The sequence below is a fragment of the Microbacterium sp. HJ5 genome (assembly GCF_054824025.1).
In genome coordinates, this window is the sequence record NZ_JSYE01000012.1 from 161,130 (window position 1) to 186,724 (window position 25,595).

Annotated in this window: 25 protein-coding genes; 14 read left to right on the plus strand and 11 right to left on the minus strand. The window is 66.1% G+C overall.

What is annotated here, in order from left to right; translation table 11 throughout:
* Positions 1 to 156: 156 nt before the first annotated feature.
* The 3 genes from OB08_RS06300 to OB08_RS06310 all read left to right on the plus strand — a co-directional run bounded on the left by OB08_RS06300 (position 157) and on the right by OB08_RS06310 (position 1,916).
* Positions 157 to 720, plus strand: a complete 564-nt coding sequence (locus OB08_RS06300; RefSeq protein ID WP_461473237.1) for an RNA polymerase sigma factor — start codon at positions 157 to 159, stop codon at positions 718 to 720.
* Complete coding sequence (locus OB08_RS06305; RefSeq protein ID WP_461473239.1) at positions 701 to 1,438, plus strand: anti-sigma factor; 738 nt, start codon at positions 701 to 703, stop codon at positions 1,436 to 1,438. Before OB08_RS06300 ends, OB08_RS06305 begins: the two co-directional genes overlap by 20 nt.
* Positions 1,439 to 1,559: 121 nt before the next feature.
* Positions 1,560 to 1,916, plus strand: a complete 357-nt coding sequence (locus OB08_RS06310; RefSeq protein ID WP_461473241.1) for a hypothetical protein — start codon at positions 1,560 to 1,562, stop codon at positions 1,914 to 1,916.
* Positions 1,917 to 1,986: 70 nt separating this feature from the next.
* Here the strand turns inward: OB08_RS06310 and OB08_RS06315 are convergent, their stop codons facing one another.
* Together OB08_RS06315 and OB08_RS06320 are read right to left on the minus strand one after the other, a co-directional pair.
* The gene (locus OB08_RS06315) at positions 1,987 to 3,177 is read right to left on the minus strand and encodes an MFS transporter (protein WP_461473243.1); all 1,191 of its coding nucleotides are present in this window, start codon (positions 3,175 to 3,177) and stop codon (positions 1,987 to 1,989) included.
* 175 nt (positions 3,178 to 3,352) lie between these two features.
* Positions 3,353 to 3,883, minus strand: coding sequence for an ABC transporter substrate-binding protein (locus OB08_RS06320; RefSeq protein ID WP_461473245.1), 531 nt, complete (start codon positions 3,881 to 3,883; stop codon positions 3,353 to 3,355).
* Positions 3,884 to 4,106: 223 nt separating this feature from the next.
* Between OB08_RS06320 and OB08_RS06325 the strand changes: the two genes are divergently transcribed.
* Positions 4,107 to 4,973 carry an alpha/beta fold hydrolase gene (locus OB08_RS06325; RefSeq protein ID WP_461473247.1) on the plus strand — a complete coding sequence of 289 codons (867 nt, stop codon included), beginning with the start codon at positions 4,107 to 4,109 and terminating at the stop codon, positions 4,971 to 4,973.
* Between the two features lie 57 nt (positions 4,974 to 5,030).
* Here the strand turns inward: OB08_RS06325 and OB08_RS06330 are convergent, their stop codons facing one another.
* The 3 genes from OB08_RS06330 to OB08_RS06340 form a co-directional block, all read right to left on the minus strand.
* On the minus strand, positions 5,031 to 5,918 hold the full coding sequence (locus tag OB08_RS06330) for a DUF308 domain-containing protein (protein WP_461473249.1): 888 nt from the start codon (positions 5,916 to 5,918) through the stop codon (positions 5,031 to 5,033).
* Between the two features lie 360 nt (positions 5,919 to 6,278).
* Positions 6,279 to 6,674, minus strand: coding sequence for a hypothetical protein (locus OB08_RS06335; protein WP_461473251.1), 396 nt, complete (start codon positions 6,672 to 6,674; stop codon positions 6,279 to 6,281).
* A gap of 9 nt (positions 6,675 to 6,683) precedes the next feature.
* The gene (locus tag OB08_RS06340; RefSeq protein ID WP_461473253.1) at positions 6,684 to 6,965 is read right to left on the minus strand and encodes a hypothetical protein; all 282 of its coding nucleotides are present in this window, start codon (positions 6,963 to 6,965) and stop codon (positions 6,684 to 6,686) included.
* Positions 6,966 to 7,208: 243 nt separating this feature from the next.
* Between OB08_RS06340 and OB08_RS06345 the strand changes: the two genes are divergently transcribed.
* Both OB08_RS06345 and OB08_RS06350 read left to right on the plus strand, forming a co-directional pair.
* Positions 7,209 to 7,451 carry a hypothetical protein gene (locus OB08_RS06345; protein WP_461473255.1) on the plus strand — a complete coding sequence of 81 codons (243 nt, stop codon included), beginning with the start codon at positions 7,209 to 7,211 and terminating at the stop codon, positions 7,449 to 7,451.
* Positions 7,452 to 7,521: 70 nt separating this feature from the next.
* Entirely contained in the window at positions 7,522 to 8,688 is a 1,167-nt protein-coding gene (locus OB08_RS06350; RefSeq protein ID WP_461473257.1) for a tectonin domain-containing protein, read from the plus strand.
* 5 nt (positions 8,689 to 8,693) lie between these two features.
* On the opposite strand, the gene OB08_RS06355 is transcribed toward OB08_RS06350, so the two are convergent.
* From OB08_RS06355 to OB08_RS06365, 3 genes are all read right to left on the minus strand, one after another.
* On the minus strand, positions 8,694 to 8,975 hold the full coding sequence (locus OB08_RS06355) for a hypothetical protein (protein ID WP_461473259.1): 282 nt from the start codon (positions 8,973 to 8,975) through the stop codon (positions 8,694 to 8,696).
* Positions 8,976 to 9,154: 179 nt separating this feature from the next.
* The gene (locus OB08_RS06360; protein ID WP_461473261.1) at positions 9,155 to 9,439 is read right to left on the minus strand and encodes a hypothetical protein; all 285 of its coding nucleotides are present in this window, start codon (positions 9,437 to 9,439) and stop codon (positions 9,155 to 9,157) included.
* Entirely contained in the window at positions 9,436 to 10,080 is a 645-nt protein-coding gene (locus tag OB08_RS06365; protein ID WP_461473263.1) for a hypothetical protein, read from the minus strand. The genes OB08_RS06360 and OB08_RS06365 overlap by 4 nt, the downstream gene beginning before the upstream one ends.
* Positions 10,081 to 10,199: 119 nt before the next feature.
* On the opposite strand from OB08_RS06365, the gene OB08_RS06370 reads away from it, so the two are divergent.
* Positions 10,200 to 10,403, plus strand: coding sequence for an excisionase family DNA-binding protein (locus tag OB08_RS06370; protein ID WP_461473265.1), 204 nt, complete (start codon positions 10,200 to 10,202; stop codon positions 10,401 to 10,403).
* 172 nt (positions 10,404 to 10,575) lie between these two features.
* On the opposite strand, the gene OB08_RS06375 is transcribed toward OB08_RS06370, so the two are convergent.
* Positions 10,576 to 11,211, minus strand: a complete 636-nt coding sequence (locus tag OB08_RS06375) for a hypothetical protein (protein WP_461473267.1) — start codon at positions 11,209 to 11,211, stop codon at positions 10,576 to 10,578.
* A gap of 574 nt (positions 11,212 to 11,785) precedes the next feature.
* Here OB08_RS06375 and OB08_RS06380 point away from each other — a divergent pair.
* The 3 genes from OB08_RS06380 (at position 11,786) to OB08_RS06390 (ending at position 15,070) form a co-directional block, all read left to right on the plus strand.
* Positions 11,786 to 12,358, plus strand: a complete 573-nt coding sequence (locus OB08_RS06380) for a hypothetical protein (protein ID WP_461473269.1) — start codon at positions 11,786 to 11,788, stop codon at positions 12,356 to 12,358.
* On the plus strand, positions 12,355 to 13,881 hold the full coding sequence (locus OB08_RS06385; RefSeq protein ID WP_461473271.1) for a hypothetical protein: 1,527 nt from the start codon (positions 12,355 to 12,357) through the stop codon (positions 13,879 to 13,881). Before OB08_RS06380 ends, OB08_RS06385 begins: the two co-directional genes overlap by 4 nt.
* Positions 13,882 to 14,203: 322 nt before the next feature.
* Complete coding sequence (locus OB08_RS06390) at positions 14,204 to 15,070, plus strand: DUF5677 domain-containing protein (protein WP_461473273.1); 867 nt, start codon at positions 14,204 to 14,206, stop codon at positions 15,068 to 15,070.
* 105 nt (positions 15,071 to 15,175) lie between these two features.
* Here OB08_RS06390 and OB08_RS06395 read toward each other — a convergent pair whose 3' ends face one another.
* Entirely contained in the window at positions 15,176 to 17,917 is a 2,742-nt protein-coding gene (locus OB08_RS06395; protein ID WP_461473275.1) for an AAA family ATPase, read from the minus strand.
* A 230-nt stretch (positions 17,918 to 18,147) separates the two neighbouring features.
* On the opposite strand from OB08_RS06395, the gene OB08_RS06400 reads away from it, so the two are divergent.
* From OB08_RS06400 to OB08_RS06415, 4 genes are read left to right on the plus strand one after another with little or no spacing between them, the layout of a single operon-like run.
* On the plus strand, positions 18,148 to 19,629 hold the full coding sequence (locus tag OB08_RS06400) for a DUF3375 domain-containing protein (RefSeq protein ID WP_461473277.1): 1,482 nt from the start codon (positions 18,148 to 18,150) through the stop codon (positions 19,627 to 19,629).
* Positions 19,626 to 20,369, plus strand: coding sequence for a DUF4194 domain-containing protein (locus tag OB08_RS06405; protein WP_461473279.1), 744 nt, complete (start codon positions 19,626 to 19,628; stop codon positions 20,367 to 20,369). Before OB08_RS06400 ends, OB08_RS06405 begins: the two co-directional genes overlap by 4 nt.
* On the plus strand, positions 20,366 to 23,770 hold the full coding sequence (locus tag OB08_RS06410; RefSeq protein ID WP_461473281.1) for an ATP-binding protein: 3,405 nt from the start codon (positions 20,366 to 20,368) through the stop codon (positions 23,768 to 23,770). Before OB08_RS06405 ends, OB08_RS06410 begins: the two co-directional genes overlap by 4 nt.
* Entirely contained in the window at positions 23,767 to 24,933 is a 1,167-nt protein-coding gene (locus OB08_RS06415; RefSeq protein WP_461473283.1) for a Wadjet anti-phage system protein JetD domain-containing protein, read from the plus strand. Before OB08_RS06410 ends, OB08_RS06415 begins: the two co-directional genes overlap by 4 nt.
* A gap of 6 nt (positions 24,934 to 24,939) precedes the next feature.
* On the opposite strand, the gene OB08_RS06420 is transcribed toward OB08_RS06415, so the two are convergent.
* The coding region (locus OB08_RS06420) for a DNA-binding protein (protein ID WP_461473285.1) at positions 24,940 to 25,595 on the minus strand (656 nt) is incomplete at its 5' end.

Genomic DNA, 25,595 nt, shown 5'->3' on the forward strand with positions numbered 1-25,595 from the left:
CCGAAAAGAGGTGAGCGGATGCTGCATCCGAATCGCGCCCACCGGCGGAATGTCTTCTCGAGGGCCGTTCTTCGCGGCCGTCGGCAGACACGCGAGCGCCCCGGCGGTAGCGTGAGCCTGCCGGCCATCGACGACCGGGACGAAGCGGAACAGGGTATGGACGACGACCGAGCGGCGGAAGCCGCCCTCGACGCGCGCTTCATCGCGGGCGACGAGGCGGCGCTCGCCGAGATCTACCGCCGGTGGTCACCGGTCGTCTTCACGCTCGCGCTGCGTTCGCTCGGCGACCGCACCGATGCCGAGGACGTGACGCAGCGCGTGTTCGTTTCGGCCTGGACGTCCCGCGCCTCGTTCTCGCCCGCGAAAGGCAAGCTGTCGACCTGGCTCATCGCGATCACGCGCCGGCGGATCGCCGACATGCACGAGTCGCGCGCGAAGATCCGCCAGCTGCATGAGGAGCTCGCGCGCAACACCCGTCCGGAAGACCTGGTGCGCGAGCCACCCGACGTCGCGTCGGCCGTCCTCCTCGCCGACGAGATCGACCGACTGCCTCCGGATGCCCGGCAGGTCGTGCGGCTGGCCTTCTACGACGACCTCACCCACGAGCAGATCTCCCGCAGACTCGACATGCCGCTCGGTACCGTCAAGAGCCACTTGCGGCGAAGTCTTCTGCGGATGCGCGACAGATTGGAGGTTCCCCGTGTCGCACCTCGACCCTGACCAGCTCACGCTGCTCGCCCTCGGCGAGCCGGTCGCGAGCAGCGTCGACACGGAGCACCTCGCAGGCTGCGCTGCGTGCGCCGCCGAGCTCGCCGACCTGCGCCGCACGGTGGTGCTCGCCCGGGCGACGATCGACGACGGCCCGCTCGAGACTCCGCCCGACCGGGTGTGGGGGCGCGTCGTCGACGAGTTGGGATTGACGGATGCCGCGCCCGCGGCGACGTCCGAGCGGGAAACCGTGCCCGAGCCGACGGCACCCACCCCGCCCCCCGCCACGCCGAAGCGCGCCTCCCGCCGGCCCTGGCTCTGGGCGCTCGCCGCGTCGCTGGTGCTCGTCGCCGGCGTCGGGATCGGCGCGTGGGTGGTGACCGCGACCACGACGCCCGAGGTGGTCGCCGCGGCCGAGCTCGACCCGTTCCCCGACCACCCCGACGCGCGTGGAAGCGCCGACGTCGAAGCGGCGCGCGACGGGTCGCGCACCCTCATGGTGACCCTCGACGCGGCCGCCGCGGGCGACGGCTACCGCGAGGTGTGGCTCATCCGCAACGACGCTGCGGCGCTCATCAGCCTCGGGGTGCTCGAGGGCGAGTCGGGGAGCTTCGTGATCCCCGACGGCCTCGACCTCGCCGAGTACAGCATCGTCGACGTGTCGGTCGAGCCGATCGACGGTGACCCTGCGCACTCTGGCGACTCGATCGTGCGCGGCACCCTGAGCTGACGCGCGCGAGTCCCTCGGCCCGCCCCCGCCCGCTCCGCGTCGGGAAGGGCATCGTGGCGTTCTAGGCGGGCGGGTATCACCCGATCCTGCGTCGGACTCCTTGGTGCGGGAAGGAGTGGCCATGACGCGTCAGGCAGCGGAGGCCGCGCAGGCGGCCGCGTACCTGCACGCCGCCCGTCTCGTGCGGCTCGACGTGCACGCATCGACGTTCGTCTGGACCGATCACGAACTCCACATCATCGATCAGCACGGCGCTGTTGTGCTGAACATCCCCGGAGCGCTCGTCCACCGCGGGGCGGTGGGCATCACGAGTCCGTCGGGCCGGGATCCTCGCGTGCAGCTGCGCGTGATCGCGGCGGACGTCGAGTCGGATGCCGCGACCGTGCGTCTCTTCGACGCGACCGGCGCCGGGGTCCTCGAGGTTCCGCCGGATCTCGTCGCCGGCGTGGCGCTGGTCACGGTGGCCGACCGGATCTGAAGCGTGCCCTCGCACGGCCCGCGTTCCGGTCACGGGACCGGAAGCAGGGCGGCTGACGATCCGTAGCGGGTCAACCTGTAGCGTCGGTCGGCCGTTTCGCAGGCGTCACGCCCACGCCGAGCGCGACGGCGAGGGTGGCGCCCGCGAGCGCCGCGAGCCCGACCGGGAGGCTGACCGCGGTGGCGACGGCGCCGACGAGCAGCGGACCTGCACTGTCTCCGAGTTCGCGTCCGAGTTCGGCGGACCCCATCGTGCGGCCCATGCGCTCGGGCGGCGTCGAGTCGGCCAGCGCCGCGAACCCGTAAGGCGTCACGACGCCGATGCCCGCGCCGATGAGTACCGCCGCCGCGTACAGTCCCGCCGGTCCCCACGGGGCCGCCGCCACGAGCACGCCGGCGCTCATGACGACGAGGCCGAGCACGACGCCGGCGCGGTCCGACATCGTGGCGCGGTCACGCAGCGACCCGATCCACGGCTGCACGAGCGCCGAGGTCAGGGCGAGTACCGACGCGATGCCGATCGCGGCGAAGAGCCCCGAGCCGTCCTGCGTCGCGAGGGCGGGGAGGAACCCGACCGACGCGCCGAGCACGGCGGTCGAGGTGGCGAGCGCGAGCGTGGGGATGACGAACCGCCGATCGGTGGTCTGCCGAACGAGGTCGAGCACGGTGTACCGGGGGCGGGGGAGAGGCTTGATCGGCGGCAGGGCGACGGCGACCCAGATCGCCACGATCGCGGCTGCGCCGGCGAGCACGGCGAAGAGGAGGGGCAGGCCACCGACCCCGATGAGCGCCGCCGCCAGCAGCGGGCCGAGAGTGTAGCCGAGGCTCTTCCACGATCCGTAGCGGCCGAAGTAGCGTCCGGTGCGGCCGGGGCCGGCGAGACGCGCAACGCTGGCAGAGGATGCCGGTGAGAACGCCGCCGCCGCGGCACCCTGGCCCAGGCGGGCGATTGCGAGCAGGACCGTGTTCTCCGCGCCGAGGCCCACGAGCGAGAGGGCGGCGAAGGCGAGCAGACCGCCGACGATGACGGGCTTGGGGCCGATCCGGTCGGCGAGCGAGCCGAACACCGGCTTCAGCAGCACTTCGGCGATGTCGTAGAGCGCGAGGAGCACGCCGATCCGCAGCAGGCTGAGCCCGATCTCCTCTCCCGAGGCGCCGAGGCCCGCGGCCACGCTGAACGCGCCGAACGCCGTGACGAAGCCGGCGGCGTAGAGGGGCGCGAGCCGGGCGGGCGGAGTCTCGGTGCGGCTCGAGTCGGTCACGCGGGCCCTTCGGGTCGGTGGTGGTCCGATCCTATGGCGGGAGAGTGGCAGGCCCGGCGAGCGTTACCGCCAGCGGCGCCGCGCGCGGGTGCCCCGGAACGAGGTGAGCCCCCGACCCGGAGACACGAGGGTCTGCCGGGCCGGGGGCGCATGCCAGGGCTGGGATCAGCTCAGATCAGAGACCCAGGCCCGTCAGCAGGCGGTTGAGCAGGGCCGAGATGCCCGTCAGGGGGCCGTCTCCGTCGAGCAGACCGGCCACCGCGCACAGGAGGTTTCCGAGCAGGTTGCCCGCGCCCGGAACAGCCGTGATGTCGAGCTGGATCTCGTTCAGGTCGATCAGGAGGCCGAGCAGGTCGAGGTGAAGCGGCCCGAGGTCGAGATCGAGGATCGTGCAGTCGCTGGCGACGTCGAGGCTGTCGACCACCGTAGTGAACGAGGAGGGGGCGATGGTCTGGCCGTTCAGCACACCTTCGATGACACCGGTGAGCTGGATGTCGCCGCCGACGGCTCGAGCGGTCAGGTCGGTGATCTGACCCGTGAAGCCGTCACCCGTCACGTCGAGTGCGCTGGGCACCGCGACTTTCTGCACGACGGACTGGCTGGCGACCGGCGGTGCCGCATTGGCGGCCACGGCGGGCAGCACTCCCAACGCGGCGGAAAGGGCGAGGGCGACTCCGGCGCCAGCAATCTTGCTTTTGCGCAACATGATGTGCACTTCCTTTCAGTGGTGGTCCCGCCTCCCCCATCGGGAAGCAGACCGATCGAAGTGGCCACGCTAGGCGGGGTCCGTCGTGTAGCAAAGGGGGCTTTTCACGGCGGGGGAGCAGGGTTAGCATGCGGGAACGCGGAGGGGCGACCGGCGTGCCCTTCAGCGGGTGATCGGTGCGCTTCGCGGACGAGGATTTTCTTGTCGATAGCAGAATGAGGTCATGTTCGAGGGATTCTCGATCGGCGACCTGCCCGTCGGCGACGAGCGCGTGCACGTCAGACACGGCGGCGCCGGGCCGGCCGTGCTGCTCCTGCACGGGCATCCGCGAACCGGATCGACGTGGCACCGCGTGGCGCCGCTTCTCGTCGAGGCGGGCTTCACGGTCGTCTGCCCCGACCTGCGCGGGTACGGGCGGTCGACCAGTCCGCCGCCGTCGCCCGACCACCGAGCCCACTCGAAGCGCGCCGCCGCTGGGGACCTCCTGGGGGTGATGACCGCGCTCGGCCATGAGCGCTTCCACCTTGTCGGCCACGATCGCGGCAGCTACGTCGCGCTGCGGATGGCGCTCGACCACGAGGAGCGCATCGATCGCCTGGTGCTCATCGACTGCATCCCGATCAGCGAGCATCTGGCGCGCGCCGACGCGCGCTTCGCGACGGAGTGGTGGCACTGGTTCTTCTTCGCGCAGCCCGAGATTCCCGAGCGCGTGATCAACGCGGATCCGGATGCCTGGTACCGCGGCGACCCCGAGACGATGGGCGCCGAGAACCACGCCGAATGGCTGCGGGCCATCCGCGACCCGACGGTCGTGCGGGCGATGCTCGAGGACTATCGCGCAGGGCTCACCGTCGATCGCGCGGACGAGCTCGCCGACCGTGCGGCGCGTCGGCGGCTGCAGCTCCCGTTACTGGTGCTGTGGTCGCTGCGCGACGACCTCGAGCAGCTGTACGGCGACCCGAGCGTGATCTGGCGGAACTGGGCCGACGACGTGACGGGCCGCGGGATCGACTCCGGCCACCACGTGGCGGAGGAGGCACCGGGGGAGCTGGCAAGGGCGATCGGGGAGTTCCTCAGCGTTCGCCGGTGACCGAACGAAGAAGGGGCCGGAGAGCGATGCTCTCCGGCCCCTTGTCTGTCTCCGTGCTTACTTCGTCGCGACGAAGACGGTGTCAGACATCATGCCGGGGTTCACGGCGATGACGCCGTCGACGGGGCTCGGCACCTGGATCGCCGTGTTGCCGGTCGCGGTGGCGTCGGCGTAGAGGACGCTCGTGGTGTCCATCGCGTCCGGAGCCACGAGGAGCTTGTCGAGGCTGTTCACGGTCACGCCGTCGGCCGTGACGTAGTCGAGGGTCACCCACGCGGGCATCTGACCTTCGGCGTCGTCGCCCGTGTAGGTGACGGTGTAGTTGATGAGGAGGTACTCGGTCCCCGCGTCGGGCGACTCGTTGAACTGGTTCGCGGCGAGCACCTGGTCGGTCGCACCGGGGGTGACCGAGTTGATGACGACGGTCCAATCGTCGCCCTCGATGGTGGAACCGATGGCGGCGGGGTTCTCGCGCGTGCCCACCTCGGCGCCGGCGTCGCCTGCGGACTCCTCGCCCTCCTCGACGACCGACGTGTCGCCGTCGCTGATCTCGACGTCGGAGTCGCCGAACGCGTTGTTGAACGAGGTCGCGACGACGGCGAAGAACACGATGAAGCCGACGATCGTGCCGATGACGGAGACGATGATGGCGGTCAGGCCCTGCCACTTCGCCTTGTCCTTCATGAAGAGCGAGACGATGCCCAGGATGAAGCCGATCGGCAGCAGGAGCCAGCCGACCAGGAGCGCGCCCGGGATGCAGGCGAACACGAAGCCCACGCCGGCGGCGATGAGCGCGATGATGCCGAGCACGTTACGGGCCGGCTTGGGCTTGAGCGGAGCCTGAACGGGTTGCCCGACCGGCGGCTGCTGGTAGACGGGCTGCGCCGGCTGGTAGGCCGGCGGCTGATTCTGGGGAGCGGGCGACGGCTGCTGCGTATCAGTCATTGTTCTCTTTCAGTGGGGAGGTTCCGGCTCTGGGGGCCGGGCGAGGTACCAGAGCGGAACGCCCGTCGACTGATGCAGCCGATGGCCGATGCCGTGCCCCGGTCGGGCGCCCGTGGCAGGCTGAAACAGGGCGGCGCAAAGCCCCCGAACTTCCCCCCGCGCACGAAGTGCGACCCAGGAATGAACCTAGGGCGCTCGCCGTCGCCGATACGGCCTCTTCAGGGGAGCTTTGCGAATTCCTGAGCAACCGTTGTCCGGTGGGCGCACGCGGGGTCCGGTCGGCGCGTTGTTCGGTTGGCGGCGGCGGCGGTGGTGGCGGTGGCGGTGGTGGCGGCGGCGGTGGATGTTCGCGGTCGCGCGTCAGGGTGTGTACTGGTGCGAGAAGTAGTCGGCGAGCAGCGTCAGCGTCTCTTCGCCGGCGGAGGCCCTGACGTTGATCGTTCGCGGATCGAGCAGGTTGCCGGGAATCTCGAGCCGCGGAGCGGCGCCGAGTGCCGCCGCCAGTTCGGCAGGCGACATCCCGTCCGGAGGCAGAACCTCGATGACCGCGGTGCATCCGCCGCTGCTGCAGGACAGCTCTTCGCCGATGACTTCGGAACCCGCGGGGAGCGGGATGGACGAGACCGGGGGCACATCGCCCTCGGTCGCCATGGTCGACAGCCAGCCGATCCACAGCAGGTAGACGAGCAGCACCCCCGCCGTGAGCGCCGCGACCGCCCAGGCGATGGTTCTGCGCGTCGCGGTGCTGTCTGCCACGCGGCCAGCCTACTGACGAGGAGCACGCCGCCGACGTCGGCCCCGTGCGATCAACGCAGCGGCTCTGATCACGATGACGACGAGAGCGCCGATCCACACCCACGCGTTCGCTTCGAACCCGAGCAGGGTCTGCATGGGGAACTCCGTGCAGTACGACGCATCCGGATCAGGGGAGTCGACGCACATGCCGGGCGTCGTCGTCGGTGCGAGCAGCAGAGAGGCGACGACGAAGGCGACGAACGCGCCCACGAAGATGAGCACGATGTGCTCGCCGCTTCGCTGGGGTGCCACGCGGTCAGGATAGCGCCCGCGCCACCGCCACGCGCCGCGGCACGGCTCGGCTCTCGCCGCCCGCCGGCAGGCACCCGCCACCCGTCGCCCGCTCGCGCCGGTCCATTGTCGCGACCGCAACCGAGTGCTACTGTCCCGCTCAGGCGGACACGGTGGTCCGCAGGCATGCGCATCGCTTGGGGGTTTTTCATTCGGCCGTGAGGCTGGTCTTCAGTCTCCCTTGGCATACGGAGGGTCGCCGCGATGGGACTCATCTCCACCTTCGTCGACGCGTTCAAGAAGGCGCTCGGCGGCAAGCGCAAGGTCGACATCGAAGAGATCCGCTCGAGCGGACACCTCGGTCCCACCATTCCGACCGATGCAATCGACCCGATCAAGCGAACCGCGCCCACGAGTGGCGGTTCCGACGTGACTCACGGCGACCTGTCGGTGGCCAGCAGCGATCCCGAGGAGGGCGGCGAGATCTCCGAACCGCTCCGCCCATGACGCGCTGAGGGGTTGGTCTCGGCGTCCGGTCCGGTGAGCCCGCGCTCACCGGCGATCAAGGAGGCAGGAAATGGCCAGTCGGGAAATGACTCCCGAGGAGTACCAGTTCGCGCTGAGCATCTTCGAGCGCGACTTCGCCGTGCGCGACGACATCGAGCTGACCGACGGGACCGGGCTCGACGACCGCCCGTTCGTCCGCCCGACGCTCACCGGCGACCCTTACAAGATGTACCTCGGCGAGTGGTATGCCGACCCCCTACAGCACAAAGCGGAGTTCGCGCACGAGCTCACGCACGTGTGGCAGCTGCATCACTTCCCGATCACCTGGTACGGATGGAACGCCTTCACCGACCACGTGATCGGCAGCGACTCCGCCTCGTACAGGTTCCAGCTCGTGCCCGGCAAGAACTTCGGCGACTACGGGCTCGAAGAGCAGGGCGCCATCGTCGAGGCCGCTGTCGACGACCCCAACTCCGAGGCGGCGGCGCTCGTCGCCCAGACCTTCAAAAGCGCGACCTGGAAGCTCATGATCGGCTCGTCCGGCATGGACATCGCGGTCGGCAACGACGGCATCGAGCCCCGGTCGAGGTGGCTCGTCAACGACAACGGCGCGATCTACCGTTACGCCGGCAACCGCTGGGAGCAGATGCCCGGCTCCGACGGCGTCGCGATCGGGGTCGGAGGCGGCCGCGTGCTGCTCGTCAACACGGTCGGCAAGATCTATGAGTACGCGGGCGGCGCGTGGACGCAGCTGTCCGGCAGCGACGGCAGAGACATCGCGGTCGCCAACGACGGCACCGCCTGGCTGGTGAACTCCGAGGGCTCGATCTACACGCTGGCGCCCGGATCGCAGAAATGGAAGCGGATGCCGGGAAGCGACGCCGTCCGGATCGGAGCCGGTCAGGACGTCTGGCTCGTCAACACCGACGGCGAGCTCTATCGGTGGGGCGGCAGCTCGTGGCAGCAGATGCCGGGCAGCGACGGCCGCGACATCACAGCGAGCGACGACGGCCACGTCTTCCTCACGAACACGCAGGGCGAGATCTACGAGTTCGGCGGCGACGCGTGGACCCAGCTCGACGGATCGGACGGCCGCACGCTGGCCGCCGGCGGGGGACTGCTCGCACTCGTCAACACCGGCGGACGCATCTACCAGCGCGCGTACGGCGCGACCTGGACCCCGGTTGTCGCCGCGATGCCGATCGATATCGGGTTGATCTTCGGCGGTGACAAGTAGGGGAGTCAGCGGGTGCGTGGTCGCCGTAGGGCGGTGATCAGGATGCCGGTGCCCACCACGATCAGCACGAGCGAGGCGATCCACAGCGAGGTGTTCCCCTCGTAGCCGAGCAGCGTGTCGGTGGCGACGTCTCCGCAGTACTCGCCGTCGCCAGGAACGTCGACGGAGAAGCATTCGCGCGACACCATCGCCGGCGCGAGTAGAAGCGAGGCGAGGATCGCCGCGAAGAGGGCGCCGACGAGCAGGAGCGCGACGCGCCAGCGATTACGGGTGTGACGAGATGACACATTGTCAGGCTAGCGGGGCGATGATTCCCGTGCCGTGCCCTCGTTCGCGGGCAGCACGGAGGTCATGATTACGCGCTGCCCTATGCGTAAGCGGGTAAGGCCCCTGGAGGGACTCGAACACGACTAAGCATAATGCTCAATCAGGCCCATACCTGCAAAAACCGCGTAATTACGCGGATCTAGACGGACGCGAACCACGTCTCGCAACCTGTGAAAACAGGCTGCGGCAAACAGTTTGCGGGCAGAATGTGGGCAAGAAACCGCAGAAAAAAGGGGCGCGCGAGGCCTACGACGCAAGACGGTCGACCATCAGAAATCGGCTCGGCGAGCAATGAAAACCAAATGAGCACATTGGTAGCCCATAGCATCATCCACCGCAGTTTCGGTGCAATCTGCTCAAACAGCGCTCCGATGCTGTTGGCGCCGAACCACTCTTCATGCGGCAACACCGACTGGCTGCTCACCGTCCAATTGACGGTCCTCCGGGCTGAGTCGACCCACGGTGTGGCGCCGCAGGATCGAATGGGTAGCCCGGGTTGTACGGGTCCACCGCCGGCGCCCGCCGCGGCTCCTGGATCCGAACCTCCGGCGCCAGACCCGAGTCGCGCGCGCGACTCATGAGGCGCGTCGCGGTGCTTTGGCTGATCTGCAGAGTGTCGGCGACCAGCTTGAGCGGCGGATAGCTGATTGCCGTCGCGACGCGATAAACGGAGATCGCAGCGTGGAGTGACTCCAAGGGCTCGCGCTCTTGATGCGCCCGCACGCGAGTGAGAAACTCGCGCACTGGAATGCGGTCGCGATCGCCGCCATCCTCCGAGCCGACGTCGACAGTGACGACATCGAGGGCTGACCTCGTCATGATCCAGTGCGTTCGCACCTCGCGGAGCGCCTGGCTGGTGATGTCCACGCCTTCCGCTTCGCGCTCGAGCGCAGCGAAGGAGACGGCCGTGCGTCTCAGCACGTCATCCCACTCCACGCGGACCGTGATCGTGCCGGGCACGTCCTGCTCACCCGACACGCGCGCGCGCCAGGACTTCGGGAGCGTCACCCCACTGCCGAGATCAACGCGTTCGTCGCTGAAGTCATACGCCTCGACGTCTGCCATGACGCCCACTATTCCAGGTCTTCGAAGATTCGCGAAGAAGACTGTCGATCTTGGCTCACACGTGTGGTACCTTGCGACGAAGGGAGACTGACACTGCTGGCTCACAGGAAGGAAGGGCGATGAACCGATCACAGGATTGCCTGGCTCTGACGATGAAGGATGCCGCGAAGCTCGTCGGCGTCGACTACCGCACGATCAAGCTCGGCATCGAGAACGGGACCATCCCCACGGTCCAACTCGGCCCGCGTCGGATGATCCCCCGCGCGCTGCTGCTGCGAGCCTTCGGCGTCGACGCCCAAGCTTCTGCGCCGGGAGCCCGGTAGGCGAGGATTCGGCGAATCGAGTTCCTTGACGCTCGCGCCAGGTGACGACGCCACGTCGTCGTCTCAGTCCGAGGCGGGACCGCACCACGTTCTGAGCCGATCCCTAAGCGGGCAGTGCGCGGGGGGGCGGGCGGTCGTGTGCGGCTCATCTGAGGGGTCCCCGGGCGAGACCTCACCGTATGATCGCCCCGTCGAAGTCGAGCGTGACCCGGTGAGCGTTGGGCGATTCTCCGCGCTTCAGATGTTCTGCAATCTCGCGAGCCATTGACGCGGCCGCGATACGTGCAGCTTCGTACTCGCTTTTCCACCCGCCGGCATCCGCTGTGGGTAAGTATTCGATGAACCCGCCGTCCTCGAAAAGCACCGTCCACACGTCCGCCTGCGGGTCGATGCGCGTCATGATTACGGTGTCCGGGAAGCCGTAGCCTGCGTACTGCTCAAGCGACGGGTCGATGAGCATGTTCGTACGCTCGTCCACCGCGACCATGTGACCGGACTGCCGGAAAGGTGAATCAGCGGCCCAGGTCGTGGCTGTCGTCGGGGCCGGCTCGCGGCGCGCGTCGCCGCCATTCGCCCGGATGTGCTCGGTCGCGGCTGTTCCCGTGATCAGCACATTGCCGTTGGCGGCCTGACCGGCGAGGCCGACAGCCCGAGGTAATAGCTCGATTCCGAAGTGCTCAGCGACGAGAACGAGGATCGCTACGCCTGCGATGCACTGCGCGTGGCCGTTGATTGCGTGGTTGACGGCAAGAGCGATTCGCCCAACCTGGTCTTCCCTGTTGGCACCAAACGCCACCCCTGAACTCATCCGCTCAACATACAGTCTCGTACGGCCGCGCAGGACTGCCGGCGTCGAGCTCACGCGCCGAGCCGCCGCAGCATGTCCGGGAGATCTATCTGGCCCGGGACACAAGCGCGAGACGCTTCGGCCTCGTGAACACTGATCGTCGACGAGAGACTCAGCTCCAGTACGAGACGCACCTGTGTCGGTAGCCCACGTGCCGGATATTCAAACGGGCGACGGACGATTGCCCGGGCGGTCGGCGACCGTACGCGACGGAGGCAGACCCGGGCTTCGTCGGCGCCGCATCGTTCCTGTGGCACGGGTACGTCTACGAAGCGCGTCATGCGATTCCCTTCACGTGCGGGTCGATCCCTAAGGCTCCCAGTAGAGCGCACAAGCCATCCGAGGCGACGCGCGCGGCTACCTGCGCGCGCGATGAAGCGCGTGTCGTCCGTCACCCGTAGCTTGACACCATGAACTTGAATGGCCGCCTCGCTGGTGGCCCGTCCTATGGGTCAGCTGCGCGGATGTCCGGGTCGAAATACGCAAACGACACGCGATGGCGGGCCACTTCAAGCGGCCACACTATGCTGACCCCATGCCAGAGGACGTTCAGGAGATTGGGCGCGAGGGGGCCGCTACCCTCAAGCGGTGGCTCGAGGCGACAACGTACATCGAGCTACCCTTCGATGCCTACAACAACAAGATCGACTGCACGTTCTTCACGCTTGGCGACAAGAAGAAGCAGTTCGATCTCGTTGGGCACATGCTGACTGGCAAGAAGGCGCCCGTGATCGTCGAATGCAAGCGCTACTCCAGCCCCGGGCGGCAGTACCAAGAGTTCAAGAAGTTCCTTGCAATCGCCTACGGGCACACTGCCAAGGAGATTGAAGACCACAACTCGTCGCGTGAATCTCACTACTTTTGGGTGACGTTTCATCCGTTCAACCTCGACAACTGGGTCAAGCTTGAAACCTACGACCATATGAAAATGGCAGTCGACGAGAACCCCGAGTACCGGGGCGGGCAGTTCAATGAAGCGCTTGCCCATGAGATCGCGGGTCGAATCACGGTGCTTGTCTTCAACCCGAAGCAGGAGGCGCTGTCCCTCACGCGCACCGAACTCGAGACGATTCGCCCCCACCTGGTCCGAAAGGTAAAGACGCTGTGAGTGACTTGGTCGAAGATCTCCGCACTGTAAGAGGGCTCTATGTTCGCGAAGACTACGCGGAGAATGTTAAGAAGCTCTTCCGCAGGCACATCGAGCAGCTGGAGCCATCCGCGCAGATTGAAGACACGCTCTACTTCAACCACAGCGCGATCCCGGACTTCAAGGTGAGCTGGCCGCGAGTCGGCGGAGTCCGCGTGATGCGCGATGTGTTCCTGCGAGCGTCCTATGCGTCGGTCATAGCGGGGGAGGAGACGGCGCGCGTTGTCTCCGGCGACCCCATCTTCCTTGCGATCGATGACACCCAGTCGGTCGACGAACCCGGCTTCGCGATGTCCAGCGCCGATGTTGCACGGGCAGCGAACGAATCGCACCATTCGCTTCTGACAGATGCCAGCGCCTTCAACCAGATATCAGCACCCCCTGTAGACAGCAACCCGCTCCGCGCGGTGGTCCGCTCCAACTTCCTTAGAGGCGCGCGTGGCTTGGTGGATGAGCCTGTCGCGGAACGACTCACAGCCATCGCGCCTGGCGAAGACGAGGGTGTCCCGGACCTCATCAAGAACAGCTTTTTCGAAGACGCTGTAGTGCGGATGGAGCGGACGGCGCTCCTTGTTCAATGGGCGACAAAACCAGATGGCTTTGAAAACGAGCCGCCGGCCATTGAAGGGTCTATGACAACCGACGAACTGAAGGCAGTTCTTCCGTGGCTGTTGGGTCAGAGCACGCTTCCTGCTGCGGGATCGCGGTTCTGGTCAGATTTGGGATCCCTGTTCCAATTTGAGCAACTCGAAGAGCTCGCGCACGATCTGGTTGGGCTCGACCTGACGCGACTGGTCCAAGCAAACCTTTCTTCGTGGTCAGCTCGACGCGCATACCTTGGCCTCAATGTGCCTTTCAAAGCCGAGCAGGTAGTCGCGTCAACAGAAAGTGATCTACCAATCGACGCAAACACAGGCGTGAGGGCGGATGCCGGTGACCAGTCAGCAACCGGAACGGACTCGCAAATGCAGAAGCCTTCCACGCCAACGCTGCCTGTTGGATGGCTCGCAGATTCTGGCACGATCGGCTATGCGGTCGGCCCCTACCTCGTCCGCGTCAGCAACTCGGGAAACAAGCTGAAGGCTCGCCCGGGCTCTTCCGTCCCGCGCTGGTCGTCTACGACCGCTTTGCTGGCGCCCTACGCGGTGAGTTCCGTATCCGTGAGCGGCGTCGAACGAGCCCTCCGCGTTGACGCACGGGAGAGCAGCAACGTCAGAGACGACGTAGAGAGAGTCGTCCAGTCCGTGTCCGACTCATACTTTGTTGAACGTGTGGACGTTTCGCTGCCGGCCCCCGACGACTCCGTTGGCGAGCACGAACGACACACCGTTGGTTTGGACTTTGCCGGCGGAATCGCGATCGCGAGTTCGCCTGTGCAGATCGGTCCCCTCGTGCAGGCCACTGCAAGCATTCTTGGTCGCGTCGTGCTTGATACAGATCTAGCCCCCTCCACAGACGGCGATCAAGGAGTGCTCGAGTCGTAGCAATCGCAGGGAGCCGGTCAGTAATCGGGGTATGCACAGCTCGCTCGTCATGACTTTGATGGCGAACGAGCACGTGAAGTCGCCGGCGAAGCGTCCCCGGGCGTTTTGACCCGTTTTGCCCGGGAGGACGACAAGGTCCTTCGAAGGCAAGGCTTCTGTTCGTCCGCTGGGCGCGATGTCCGGTGGTCCAGCGTGTCGATTTGCAGGCAATGGCGCGTTCGGGAGCACGCCGGCGTGATTAGCTGGAGACTGCTGCCGTCGACGAACTGGAGTAGACCTAGTGTCACATGACGACCTAAGCGACTCGCTTCCACCGCTTCCTGTGGTCGACTATGACGCGCTCAGCGCAGCACTCGATGAAGAACCCTTTCTCCGAGAGGCGTTCGAACTGGCTAAGGCCGCGATGATGCTCGTCACGCTTGTGGCCCACTTGCGAACGCCCGAACTTGCAGCAGGTCTCCCGCGGAATCACGCGATCATCGCCGGACACTACGTGCGCATGGTGAAACTGATGCAGACTCTGGTTCGGCAGATCACGGATGGGCACGGAGGCAATCAACAACTTGCATTGACACGCGAGTTCATAGATTCGGTTTCAACCGTTGCGTATCTAGTCGACGACGAAGGAGGTGATCACTCACCGTATGACGCTTACGTTATGGACAGCCTGGTCGCCGAAAGAGAGTTCCTGCGTGACGTGCGCCGTCAGGTTGAGCAGCGCGGCGGTGCCACCTGGCCAATCGAGGAGCGGATCCAGCGATCGATCGATGACACGCTGCGAGCAGCCGGAGTCCGCGAGGTGGACATCCCAGGTCGACGAAGCAATGGATGGCCGAGCGCTCAAACTCGTGCCGAACGACTCAGTCCGACCGCTTACGCCGCATATCGCACAGGATCTGGCGTCGTGCATGGAACCTTCACAGACGTCTACAAACATCACCTCGATGAAGTTGGCGATGGACTATTCGAGGTCGACTTTCGTGATGAGCCCTTGAGGCCGCAGCCCCTACTCCTCATGGCTCTGCTCGCGGTCGACGGGCTCGATAGATACGGTCAGGCCTTCCTTAATGGATTGCCGGCAACTCTTGCCGCTCGTCGGCGCGAACTGATCGACTGTCTCAGGCGAGTCGATGATCTTCATGAAGAGTTCTTGATCCGTCTGCGCTCGGGTACTTCCGCCGACGGTTGACTTCTGTGACCTCTGAGTCGGAGGGAACGCCTTCGCGCTGATTCCCCTCGTCCCAGCGCACAGGCGGCTACTGCTCATTGGGTCCTCCATCGCACCAGGTCGGCTTTAGATCCCCAACCCGCGCCCCTCACTCGGTGCCCCGACCACCGGTCCGGTGGCCACCGCCGCCTCGCGACTCGTCGCCGCACGCCGCACCTCGGCCTGCGCCGCGCGTACCGCATCCTGCATCGTCAACTCCGGAGTGCCGCGCTGCATCGACTCGGCGAGGCACTCGCGGGCCGCGGCGTCCGTCCGCGCGACCACGATCGCGACGTTGTGCACCCGCCCTCGCGTGAGACCAACGTAGAGTCCTGCTGCGTCGACATCCGGCCCGACCACTGACGCATCGGCGGTGTCGCCCTGCACACCGTGCACGGTGGACGCGTAGGCGAGCTGCAGGTGCTCCCGCGCGTAGTCGGCGGACACACGCGCCACCTCGCCGCTGTCGCCCACGGAGACGAGATCGACGAACGACTCGCGGATGCCGCGCACGATCCACTGCGCACGATTCTCGACTCCCGTGAGCCGGTCGTTGCGACGGGTCTGGACGGTGTCGCCGACGAGGATGCGCTGCTGCCCGATTCCCCACGCGGCGACGCGGGCATCAAGCTCGCCCTGATCGACTCGCCGCTGCTGGATGGCGTCGTTGATCGCATCCGCCTCAGCATTCGTGCCAGATACCAGCGTCGCCCGCTTGCCGCGTGCGTGCCAGTCGAAGTATGCGTCGATCATCCGCTCACGCGCCGCGTCGTGATGTTCGACCCGGTCGACGTGTCCGTGTTGGGCAAGTTCGCCCGCAACCACCAGCGCACCCCCGCGATCACCCGCATCCCGGAGCCGCAGTGTCAGCGCCGCGTAGTCGGGATCGCGGAACCGGTGCACCGTGTCTAGCTCGACCGCAGCGTTCGCGTGCCGGATCGCAGAACCCATCGCACCCGCATGCCCGACCGGCAACGCCTGATGCGTGTCGCCGACGAATGCCAGCCCGACACCCTGCTCGATCGCGAGATCGACGAGAACGTTCGCCGTCTGCAGGTCGACCATGCCGGCTTCGTCGACGACGATCCGATCGCGAGAACGCAACACGTACTGCGTTGGTCCGCCGTACACCGCTCCTGTGCTGGGATCGACTTCTCCCACTCGAAGCCTGGTCCACACCTTCGCTCCGGCCTCGTCGTTGCCCCAGCGGTAGCCATGGTCCGAAAGCAACGCATGAAGACTGGATGCCGCGGCCCCGACCTCGCGAGACGCCACCGACGCCGCCTTCCGCGTGGCAGCAACGACGAGCATCCGCCGCCGTTGCGACATGAGCGCCGCGAACGCGGCGCGCAGCATCGTCGTCTTGCCCGTGCCGGCGGGGCCGGTCACCGTCACGAGTCCGTCCGTGCCGGCGATGGCGCACGCGGCAACGCTCTGCGACGCGTCCAGTGTCGACAGATCCTCGTTCGGTGCGAGCCGGTGCAACTCGCCCGGCAGCCCGGAGCGCCCGGGTCGGGCGACCACGTCCAAGCGGCCGGCGAGACGCACCTTGGCGCGCACGGTCTCGGTCGCCATGAACGCCTTGACGTGCGCCGGCGGATCATCCGCAACGAGCCGGTAGACGGAACCCGTCGCACGCTGCGAGATCTCGGCGATCACGTCGTCGAGCCGGTCGCGCTCCGCAACAACGCCCGTGCGCGAGAGCGCGCGTATTGCTCCCGCGCGGATGTCGAAGATGCTCAACCTCCCGCCGCATGATGTGGACCGCTCGTCCGCGTCGACGATCGCCTGTGCAGCGAGCAGATCCAGGTCGAGGGCTTGCGGGTCTGTTGCAGTGACTGGAATCGGCGCGCGCGGGGTGATCAGACTCGGATCGATCGCTGCGATCTCGTCGCGGACGCGCGCCTCCCACGACGCCTCATCGACATCGGCTGGCTTGTTAGGACGCGACACCGCCCACGCGCGTCGATCGATCTGCTGCAGCACCTCCACGCTCGGAGCAGATCCTCCGTGCGCCGCTGACCACTCCGCGATCAGGCGCGCGCGGTTGCCTTCGATCTGCGCCGACCGACGCGAGACGGGTCGAACGGCGCCGGCGAGTTCGGCGATCTCGCCAGTGTCGCCGAGCGTGTACCCGTGCCGGGCGAGCGCGGCGATCCAGGCGGGATCGGTGCGGGCGGCGAGCTCGCCCTCGGCGTTGACGACGGTATGCAGTTTCATCGCGACGCGCGAGTCGAGGTTCGACCACTTGCCGTCCGCGCCGAGCACCTTGATGTTCAGCCAGAGGTGACGGTGGATGTGCGGGTCGAGGGCGCGCGAGCGCCGATGCTGCAGCTCGACGATCTCGATGCAGGTGATCGCCTCGCGGATGAGCCCTCCGTGCCCGCGCCGCGCGTTGAGCTCCGTCTGCCACGTGAGCAGGATGCGGTCACGCAGCCGGTCTTGGAGCGCTTCGAACTCGGCGGCGAGCTCGGGATGCAGCAGTGCGGCGATGCTGTACGACTTCGGGTGATTGAGCGTTCCGTCGAGCAGCAGATCGGCGTCAGGGCTCAGCCGCTGATGGCCGCGTTCTTCCCCCGTGACCGGGTCGTGTCCGGTGAGCCAGACACGAAGGCCGCCGGCGGTGAGCTCGTCTTTGCCGATCCTGCCGCTCGCGACGATGAACCGTGAGACGGTCGAGTTGGATGCCGCACCATATGCTTCGAGCGCGTCAACGCCGGGGGAGTGCTGCAGGTGAGCATCGCAGATGCCCTCGAGCGCGTAGCCGATCGCCTGTCGAACCCCTCTGGATTCGACCCCTCGTTTCCAACGCTCGAGGCCTCCTCGCATGGCGTCAGAATAGGGTGCGTTTTCCGGATTATCCAGGTACTTTTATGGCGTGCAGGTACGTGTAGGGGAGTGCCTCTAAAGGGTGTCGCTCACCATGGGTGCCTGCGTGCATTTCATCTATGGTCATCCGTTGTGCCGCGGGGCCATCGCGAGCGCCCTCGGATGTCGGGGGGTTGCTGGCATGCTGGCCAGGACGGGGACATTGATCGGCGAGGGGACCGGGCCGCAGCATGACGGAGATCGTTGGGGAGTTCGCTCGCGTTACAGAGGCATTCTCACAGCCGACGCTCGCGCTTCTGTATCAGAGGCAGGCTCCGGTCGTCGTCGCCATCCTCAGCATCTGCTTCTCCCGCGAGGTCCGCACCGTGCCGACCGCGAGGCTTCATCTCCAAGTCGAGGCTGCAGTCGCTGACATCGCCACCTCCGGCCACGCTGATGAGCTACCGATCGGAACCGGTCGTGAGATGTGCCTGCGCTGGACGAACTCGCGGTGGCTCATCCGATCGACGGACCCCGAGGGCAGCGAGGCCTACTCGCTCACGTCCCATGCGCAGCAGGCGCTCGACTTCATCACTACGCTCCGCCAGGAGCGCACCGGGCTAAGCGAGCACAGGATCGCGAATATCGTCGCGACGGCCAGGCGGATTAACCGGGAGTCCAACCCGGACCCCGAGTCGCGCATCGCGATCCTCGACGCTGAGATCACGCAGCTGACTGTAGAGAGGGACCGGCTCAAAGCCGGGGGCGAGGTGACACCGATGAGTGAGGATCGTCTTATCGAGGGTTTCGACGAGCTCCTCTCGCTGGTAGCCCAGCTCCCGAGCGACTTCAAACGCGTCGAGGAAGCGTTCAGAAGCGTCCGCGGAGAGATCCTCGAGGACTTTCGCGCCGAGCGACGGGTGCCGGGTGAGGTGATCGACCGCTACTTGGAGCGTATCGACACGCTCATCACCGCCACCGCGGAGGGCCGCGCCTTCGACGGTGCGTTCGCGCTGCTGCGCGACGACGATCTTCTCAGCCAGCTCCGCGAAGACATCGCAACGCTCATCGAGCAAGGGGAGTCATTCCTCGTTGACCGCGACCGCGACGACTTGCGGGCGATCGTCCCTCTCATGCGGAGGGGACTGGACTCCGTACTTGATCAGCGCAGTCGGATCACCGAGGTGCTGCGCACCTACATCACGACGCGTGACGCGACGAAGGACCGCGAGCTCGATCGCGTTCTGCGGTCGCTGGAAGCGGCGACCTCGGCGTGGCTGGCGGTGGCGGGGCCCAACGAGAGGGTTTACGTCCCATTGCTTCCCGGTCAGATTGAGGTAGCGCACCTCAAGGAACGGTTCTACGATCCGTCCGATGATGCGGCACTTCCGCAGCTGCACGACAGTGATGGCGATGACCGGCCCGAGGGCCTTTCGCTGGAACAACTACGTACTTACGGTGGTCCACGGATGGCTGAGCTTCACGCGGCGCTGCCGGCGGCGGAGACCTTGCCGGAGAAATGGAGCCTTGGGCAGTTGTTTGCGGAGCTTCCGCCGGAGTTGCGCCGGCCCGTCGACGCCCTGGGCCTGCTGCACCTGGCGATCAACCATGACGGTCTGGCGAGGACTCAGGACACAGAACTGTATGTCGCGATCCGGCCTGACGGGTCGACCCGCGTATTCGATGTCCCGGTGCTTGCACCGGGACAGGCTGCTGAGGAGGAGGCGCTGTGAGCATCATCGAGCAGATCGAGAACACTCCCGATGACCAGACGTGGACCAGCGAGGAACGGCTCGACTCACCCGACCAGGGTGGTGACGCAGAAGAGTCGGAACCGCGTTCCACCCACGCCCTCTTCGACGGGGACGAGGGCGGGCTGGAATCGGACGTGCGCCGGACGCTGGTAGTGCTTCTAAAGAACCCGTTCATCGCTTCCGAGAGCAATCCGCGTGAGTGGAAGACCCTCATGGCCGCGCGTTCACTTATCGGCGCGCGATTGAACGACCTGTTCCTCGAGTTGGTGGTGGATCTGCAGCGGGAGGTCGCCTACAAACGGCCGGTGACGTCGGACACGGGCACGCGCGAGTTTCCGACGCTGGTTTACAACGCCGCTTGGCAGCGTGAGGAGACGGCGTTGCTCGTCTACCTACGGGTGCGCGAGCGAAACGAGCGGACGCGTGGTGAAATGCAGGTTCGTGTGAGCCGGGCCGAGATGCTGGAGTACTTGCGCGAGAACCGTCCGGAGTCGGCGACCAATCAGGTTGCTGACGACCGGCGTGCAGATCGTGCGATCAGTGCCATCAAGAGTGCGGGGCTGCTGATCAAGACCGATGAGGACGGCGTGTACCGGATCTCTCCCGCGATCGAGCCCATGTTGCCGATCCCTACGCTGAACAGTCTGCTCTCATGGCTGACCGAACGCACCATGCAAGACGACAGCGCAGAGCACCCCAGTGCTCAGGAGGAAGCATGACTCTGGTCGATCAGATCTCCTCGATGCTCGGCCCTGCCGATGCTGCGGAGTCTCAGTGGCGTGCACACACCCTGCAGGTGGTGAACTGGGGAGGATTCCACGGGCATGCACGTGTCGAGTTTGCGCCCGAAGTTACCGTCATCAGCGGCCAGTCCGGGGCCGGCAAGAGCACACTGCTGGACGCGTACATCGCCTTGATGATGCCCCCGAACGTGCCCTTCAACGGTGCTTCGAACGACTCCGGTAGCGGGAGGGCGCGTTCCGCGGAGCAGCGAAACCTGCTCAGCTACTTGCGCGGAAAGCTCGATGACACCCTCGATGAGGGAGAGGTCGTCGACAGCGTGATGCGGGGCGACAACGAGCCGACCTGGGGTGCGGTCGCGATGACATTTCTCGCCGACACCGGCGAGGAGTTTACCGCGCTGCGGGCATACTTCGTTCCCGCGCGTGCTGCCCGCTCCAGCGAGATCGTGATGAGGTCGATGACAATCCCAAGCGGTATTGATCTTCGGACGCTGAAGGAGTTCGTCCGAGTCGGCGAGTCCCACTTCCCGTCACGCCCTATGAAGGCGGCCTGGCCAGCGCTTCAGCAGCACGAGACTTACGCCTCGTTCGTGCAGACGCTGTACGTCAAACTCGGCATCGGCCTGGGCGGCGACGGTGCCAAGGCACTCAGACTCCTCGCCCGCATCCAGGCTAGCGAGGACATCTCCACCGTCGACAGGCTCTACAAGGAGCTGGTGATCGAGACGCCTGATTCCTACGCGAAGGCCGATGCTGCCATCGAGCATTTCGACAAGCTGGAGGACGTCTATCGGGAGATGCTCACCGCCCAGTCCCGCGCCGAGCTACTTGAACCGGTTGTACAGGCGCACGCTGAGCTTGTCGCCGCGCAGGAGCAGCTCGACCGGGACGACGAGTTGGGATCCATCGATGCCGACTCGACCCCGGCGGGCCTGTGGCGTCTGCGACGTCGCTCTCAGATCCTTGAGCTGGCCATCGCGAAGAATCGGGACGACGCCCGCGCTCTGCGCCAGGAACTCGCCCGTCATACTGATGCCGAAAACACCGCGCACCGTCAGCTTGAGGAAACCCGCAAGGCTCATAGTGATGCCGGCGGCGACCTGCTCGTGCAGCTGGACAGTCAGATCCAGGAAGCGTCGAGCACAATCGAGGTGCGCGAAGAGCGTAGGGCGAGGCTGGTCGAAGCGACCATGGTTCTCGGAGCCGACCTCACGACCCGCTCGGCGTTCGAGCGCGCCCAACTTGACGGGCGCGATTTCCTTGCCGACTTCCCGGCGGCGGCACAGCGGATGAGCGCTGAACGCGACCAGATGCTAATCGACGGTGGAGCCTTGCTTACGCGTCAACGCGAGATCAAGCACGAACTCGCTTCGTACCAGACGCGTGCCGGCAAGATCGATCCCTACCTCGACGATATGCGGCAGGCTGCCGCACAGGCGTCCGGACTTGATGTCGCCGATCTCCCGTTCCTCGCCGAACTGATCGATGTACTTCCCGATGAAGAACAGTGGCGGACCGCGATCGAGGTGACGCTGTACAGCGGGGCACGGCTGATGCTCGTCCCACATGAGCACTTCCAGCATTTTTCGCGTGAGATCGATCGCCTGAAGCTGAGGGGGCGGCTGAGCTTTAAGGCTGTGCGACGTACGTCTGAGCAGAAGCAGCTGATCCTCGAGCCTGATCACGTTGCAGGCAAGCTCCAGTTCAAGGAGTCCGCGTACCAGAGCTGGGTCACCGACTACGTCTCGCACTCTTCGCGCAACGCCCTCTGCGTGAACGGTCCCGAGGAGCTCGGCGGTGAGGACCTTCGCATCACGCTTGCCGGCCAGACCAGGCGCGGATCCGGAGGAAGCCACGGCCGTCAGTCCTCGCGCAACGTCATCGGATTCGACAACTCTGAACTTCGCGCGGAGCTCGAGCAACAATCTGAGCAGCTGCAGAGCCGCATCGACGCCATCAACGCCGATGCCGATCGGATCCAGGGGGAAGTCTCCGCACTCAACGCGAAGAAGGAGGCCAGCGGCCGCATCGTCGACGCTGTGTGGGCCGATATCGACGTGACCGCCGCGGTGGCTGCAAGACTGGAGCTGGAGCGCCGACGGGACGAGATCCGCGGCAACAATGACGTGCTCGCGGAGCTGGACCGGCAGATCAAGGACCTGGCATCCCGGTGCCGAGCGCTGCAACAAGAAGGCTTCCTGCGCGGGGAGCAGATCAAGGAACTCGACAAGGCGCACGCCGCATACGTAGACCAGGAGGACGAAGTCAACCCGATCATCGCGCGGATCGAAGCGGACGGTGGCGTAAGCGTTCGCGACGAACTCGCAGCCGATCTAGATCGGTTGTGGACGACGATGCTCGGTGGCGAAGCCGAGTCGCCGGCCACGTTCACCCGCACCCTCACCCTCGTGCGTCGAGAGCTCGAGACGCGCGCCAAGAACACCACCGAGCAGGTGACGCGGCTGACCTGGCAGATCGAAGCGGCCTTCAAGCAGTACCAGTCCGCGTGGGAAGACCCGAACCTCGGCGTGACTATCGACCACTACGAGGACTACGCCGCCATCTACGAGCAGATCGTTCGCTCTGGTCTGCGCGAGCGCCGAGAGGAATGGCGCAACCGTGTCCTGGCGTGGAGCGGTGAACACCTGCAGCAGCTGTTCGGCTCGCTCAACTCGGCTGTCGAGGAGATCGAAGACCGACTTGCCCCGATCAACCAGATCCTGCGCGACCTGCCCTTCGGCGCGACCGACGACCGCCTGTACATCGACATGCGCCGGCTCAAGCCGGAGATCGTCGTGAAGTTCCGCACGGAGCTGCGCAGGCACGCGTCGATGGCTACCGCGCATCTCAGTGATGATGAGCTGGAGAAGCGGTTCAAGGATCTGCAGCGCTTCATCGCGCAGATCCGCCGGAAGGACGACGTGCGCCTTCCGCGCGACGTTGCCGCCGGGGTGGACCGTGACAAGCTCCTCGACGTCCGCAGGCACGTAGAGATCACCGCGCAGCGCCTCGACACCGCCGGGCATCCGCTCAGCGTGTACAAGTCGCTGCAGGGCAAGAGCGGTGGGGAGATGCAGGAGCTGATCGCGTTTATCGTCGGAAGCGCCCTACGATTCCAACTGGGAGATCAGAAGCGCTCCCGCCCACGGTTCGCGCCGGTGTTTCTCGACGAGGGATTTATCAAGGCCGACGGTCAGTTCACCTCGCGCGCCGTTCATGCCTGGCGCGGTCTCGGGTTCCAGCTGATCATTGGAGCGCCGATTGACAAGGCGCCGGCGCTCGAGCCGCATGCGGACGTCGTGGTGGAGATCGCGAAGGCCCTCAAGACCGGCAGGTCCTACGTATTGGAGATGCGAGCCAGAGATGCCGGAGCATGAGGACACCCGCGGGCGTCCTCCGCGACGTAGAGCGCCGTCTGCAGCGCACGTGGGCCGAGGAGATTTGCGGAGACGAGGATGCGCCCAGGTGGCCGCACCGCTTCCCGCTGTCGCCGACGTCGTCGGCTGCGCTCGGGGAAGACTTCGGAGCTGTCGTGGGTGCGGTGTCTCAGTGGCGCGCCTGGGCCAGCGATCACGGTGCCGCGATCGAAGACCGATCCCGTCGGATCGGTAACGTCGACCATTCGATTCCCTCGCATCTGGTGGTGGGAACAATCGATGAGGCAGCGGTCCTCGTGGGAGGAGCTTGGCCCGGACGCCTAGAACGCGGTCGCGTGCGCGACGCCGAGCTTCGCACCCGGTTCCCCGGGTTGCTCGAGCGTGCCAGCATGCTGCGCAAGGTCGACGGCTTCGAGGACGTCGATTTCGAGCTACTGCTACGAGCTGGGGCCTGGTTTGCGGAGCACTCCGCCGCAGGTCTGACGCCGCGTCAGGTCCCGCTCGAAGGCTTCCACGCGAAGTGGCTGAATACCAGACAGCAGCTTGTCGCCGCATTGGCGGGACTGGGGGGTCTAGGGCTGGCGCCAAACCATCCGTCGCGGATCCACTTCACCTACCTCGACCCAGACCATCTCGAGCGGGGCGGCCGCAAACACGACAGCGCCACTGTCGGCGATCACTTCGCGCCGGCATACGCCCCTCGAGTGGTGATCATCTCCGAAAATAAAGACACCGCCCTAAACTTCCCTGCCATGCCCGGCTCCATCAGCATCGAGGGCGTCGGTAGAGGAGGCGCCACGATAGCGGCGTTCGAGTGGATCACTGAAGCACCCGCAGTGATCTACTGGGGCGACATGGACGCTGACGGCCTTGAGATCCTCGATGGCTTCCGCGCCGCCGGGGTGCCGGCTCGCTCAATTCTCATGGACCGGGACTCCTTCACGCGCTGGGAGAAATACGGCACCTACACTGATCAGCGCGGCGGGCCACTGCGTCCTCGTAAGCCACAACCGGTGTCACACCTCACGGAGGCCGAGCGTGACTTGTACTTCGATCTCATCGACCCAGGCTGGTCACGGGTGCGGCGAATCGAGCAGGAGCGGATCTCGCTGGAGGTCGCGCGTGATCTCATCGCGGCCCACACCGTGTCGTTCTCGGTTTGACGTCGCCTACTTCGCTTCCTCCTCAGCCGCTGGGATTCGGGCGATTAGCGCGTCGATCGTTGCGCGCAGCGCCTGCGCTGCCGCCCGCTCTTCGATGATCTGCTTCTCAAGCGTTGCCCGCTCCTCACGCACCTCTCGGAGTTCAGCCCGCACGTGAGCCGTCTCAGCGGCGGCCGCATCAAGTGCTGCCTCGAGGTCAGCCTTCTCGGCAGCGTGCTTGCCGGCGGCTTCCTTGGCCGCAAGATCCGCTGCGTCGAGATTCACGACCAACTCTGCGATTTCCTGGGTCTGCAGCGCCGTCTGTTCGTACCACTCACGCTCCACGGCGGCATGCGCTGCGCCGGCGAGCTGCGAGGCCTCCGCCCACATGAGTCCCGCTACCCGCTGCGAATGCTCGATGAGAGCCGGGGGGAGGGACGCGATTGTCGCCCCCGACGCTGCTCTACCCTCACGCCACTCACGGAGGTAACGAGTCGCATCAGCGTTGTTTACGCCAGCGCGCTCTCGGACCGTGGCGACGGTCGGCTTACCACCCTCGCGCTCGATCTCGTCGGCCGCAGTGTGGACGCGGACTTCAGGACTACTGGTTCTCATTGATTCGCCGGTCTTCAGATTGGTAGGAGTAGGAGTATTCCTACTCCTACTCCTACTCCTACTCCTAC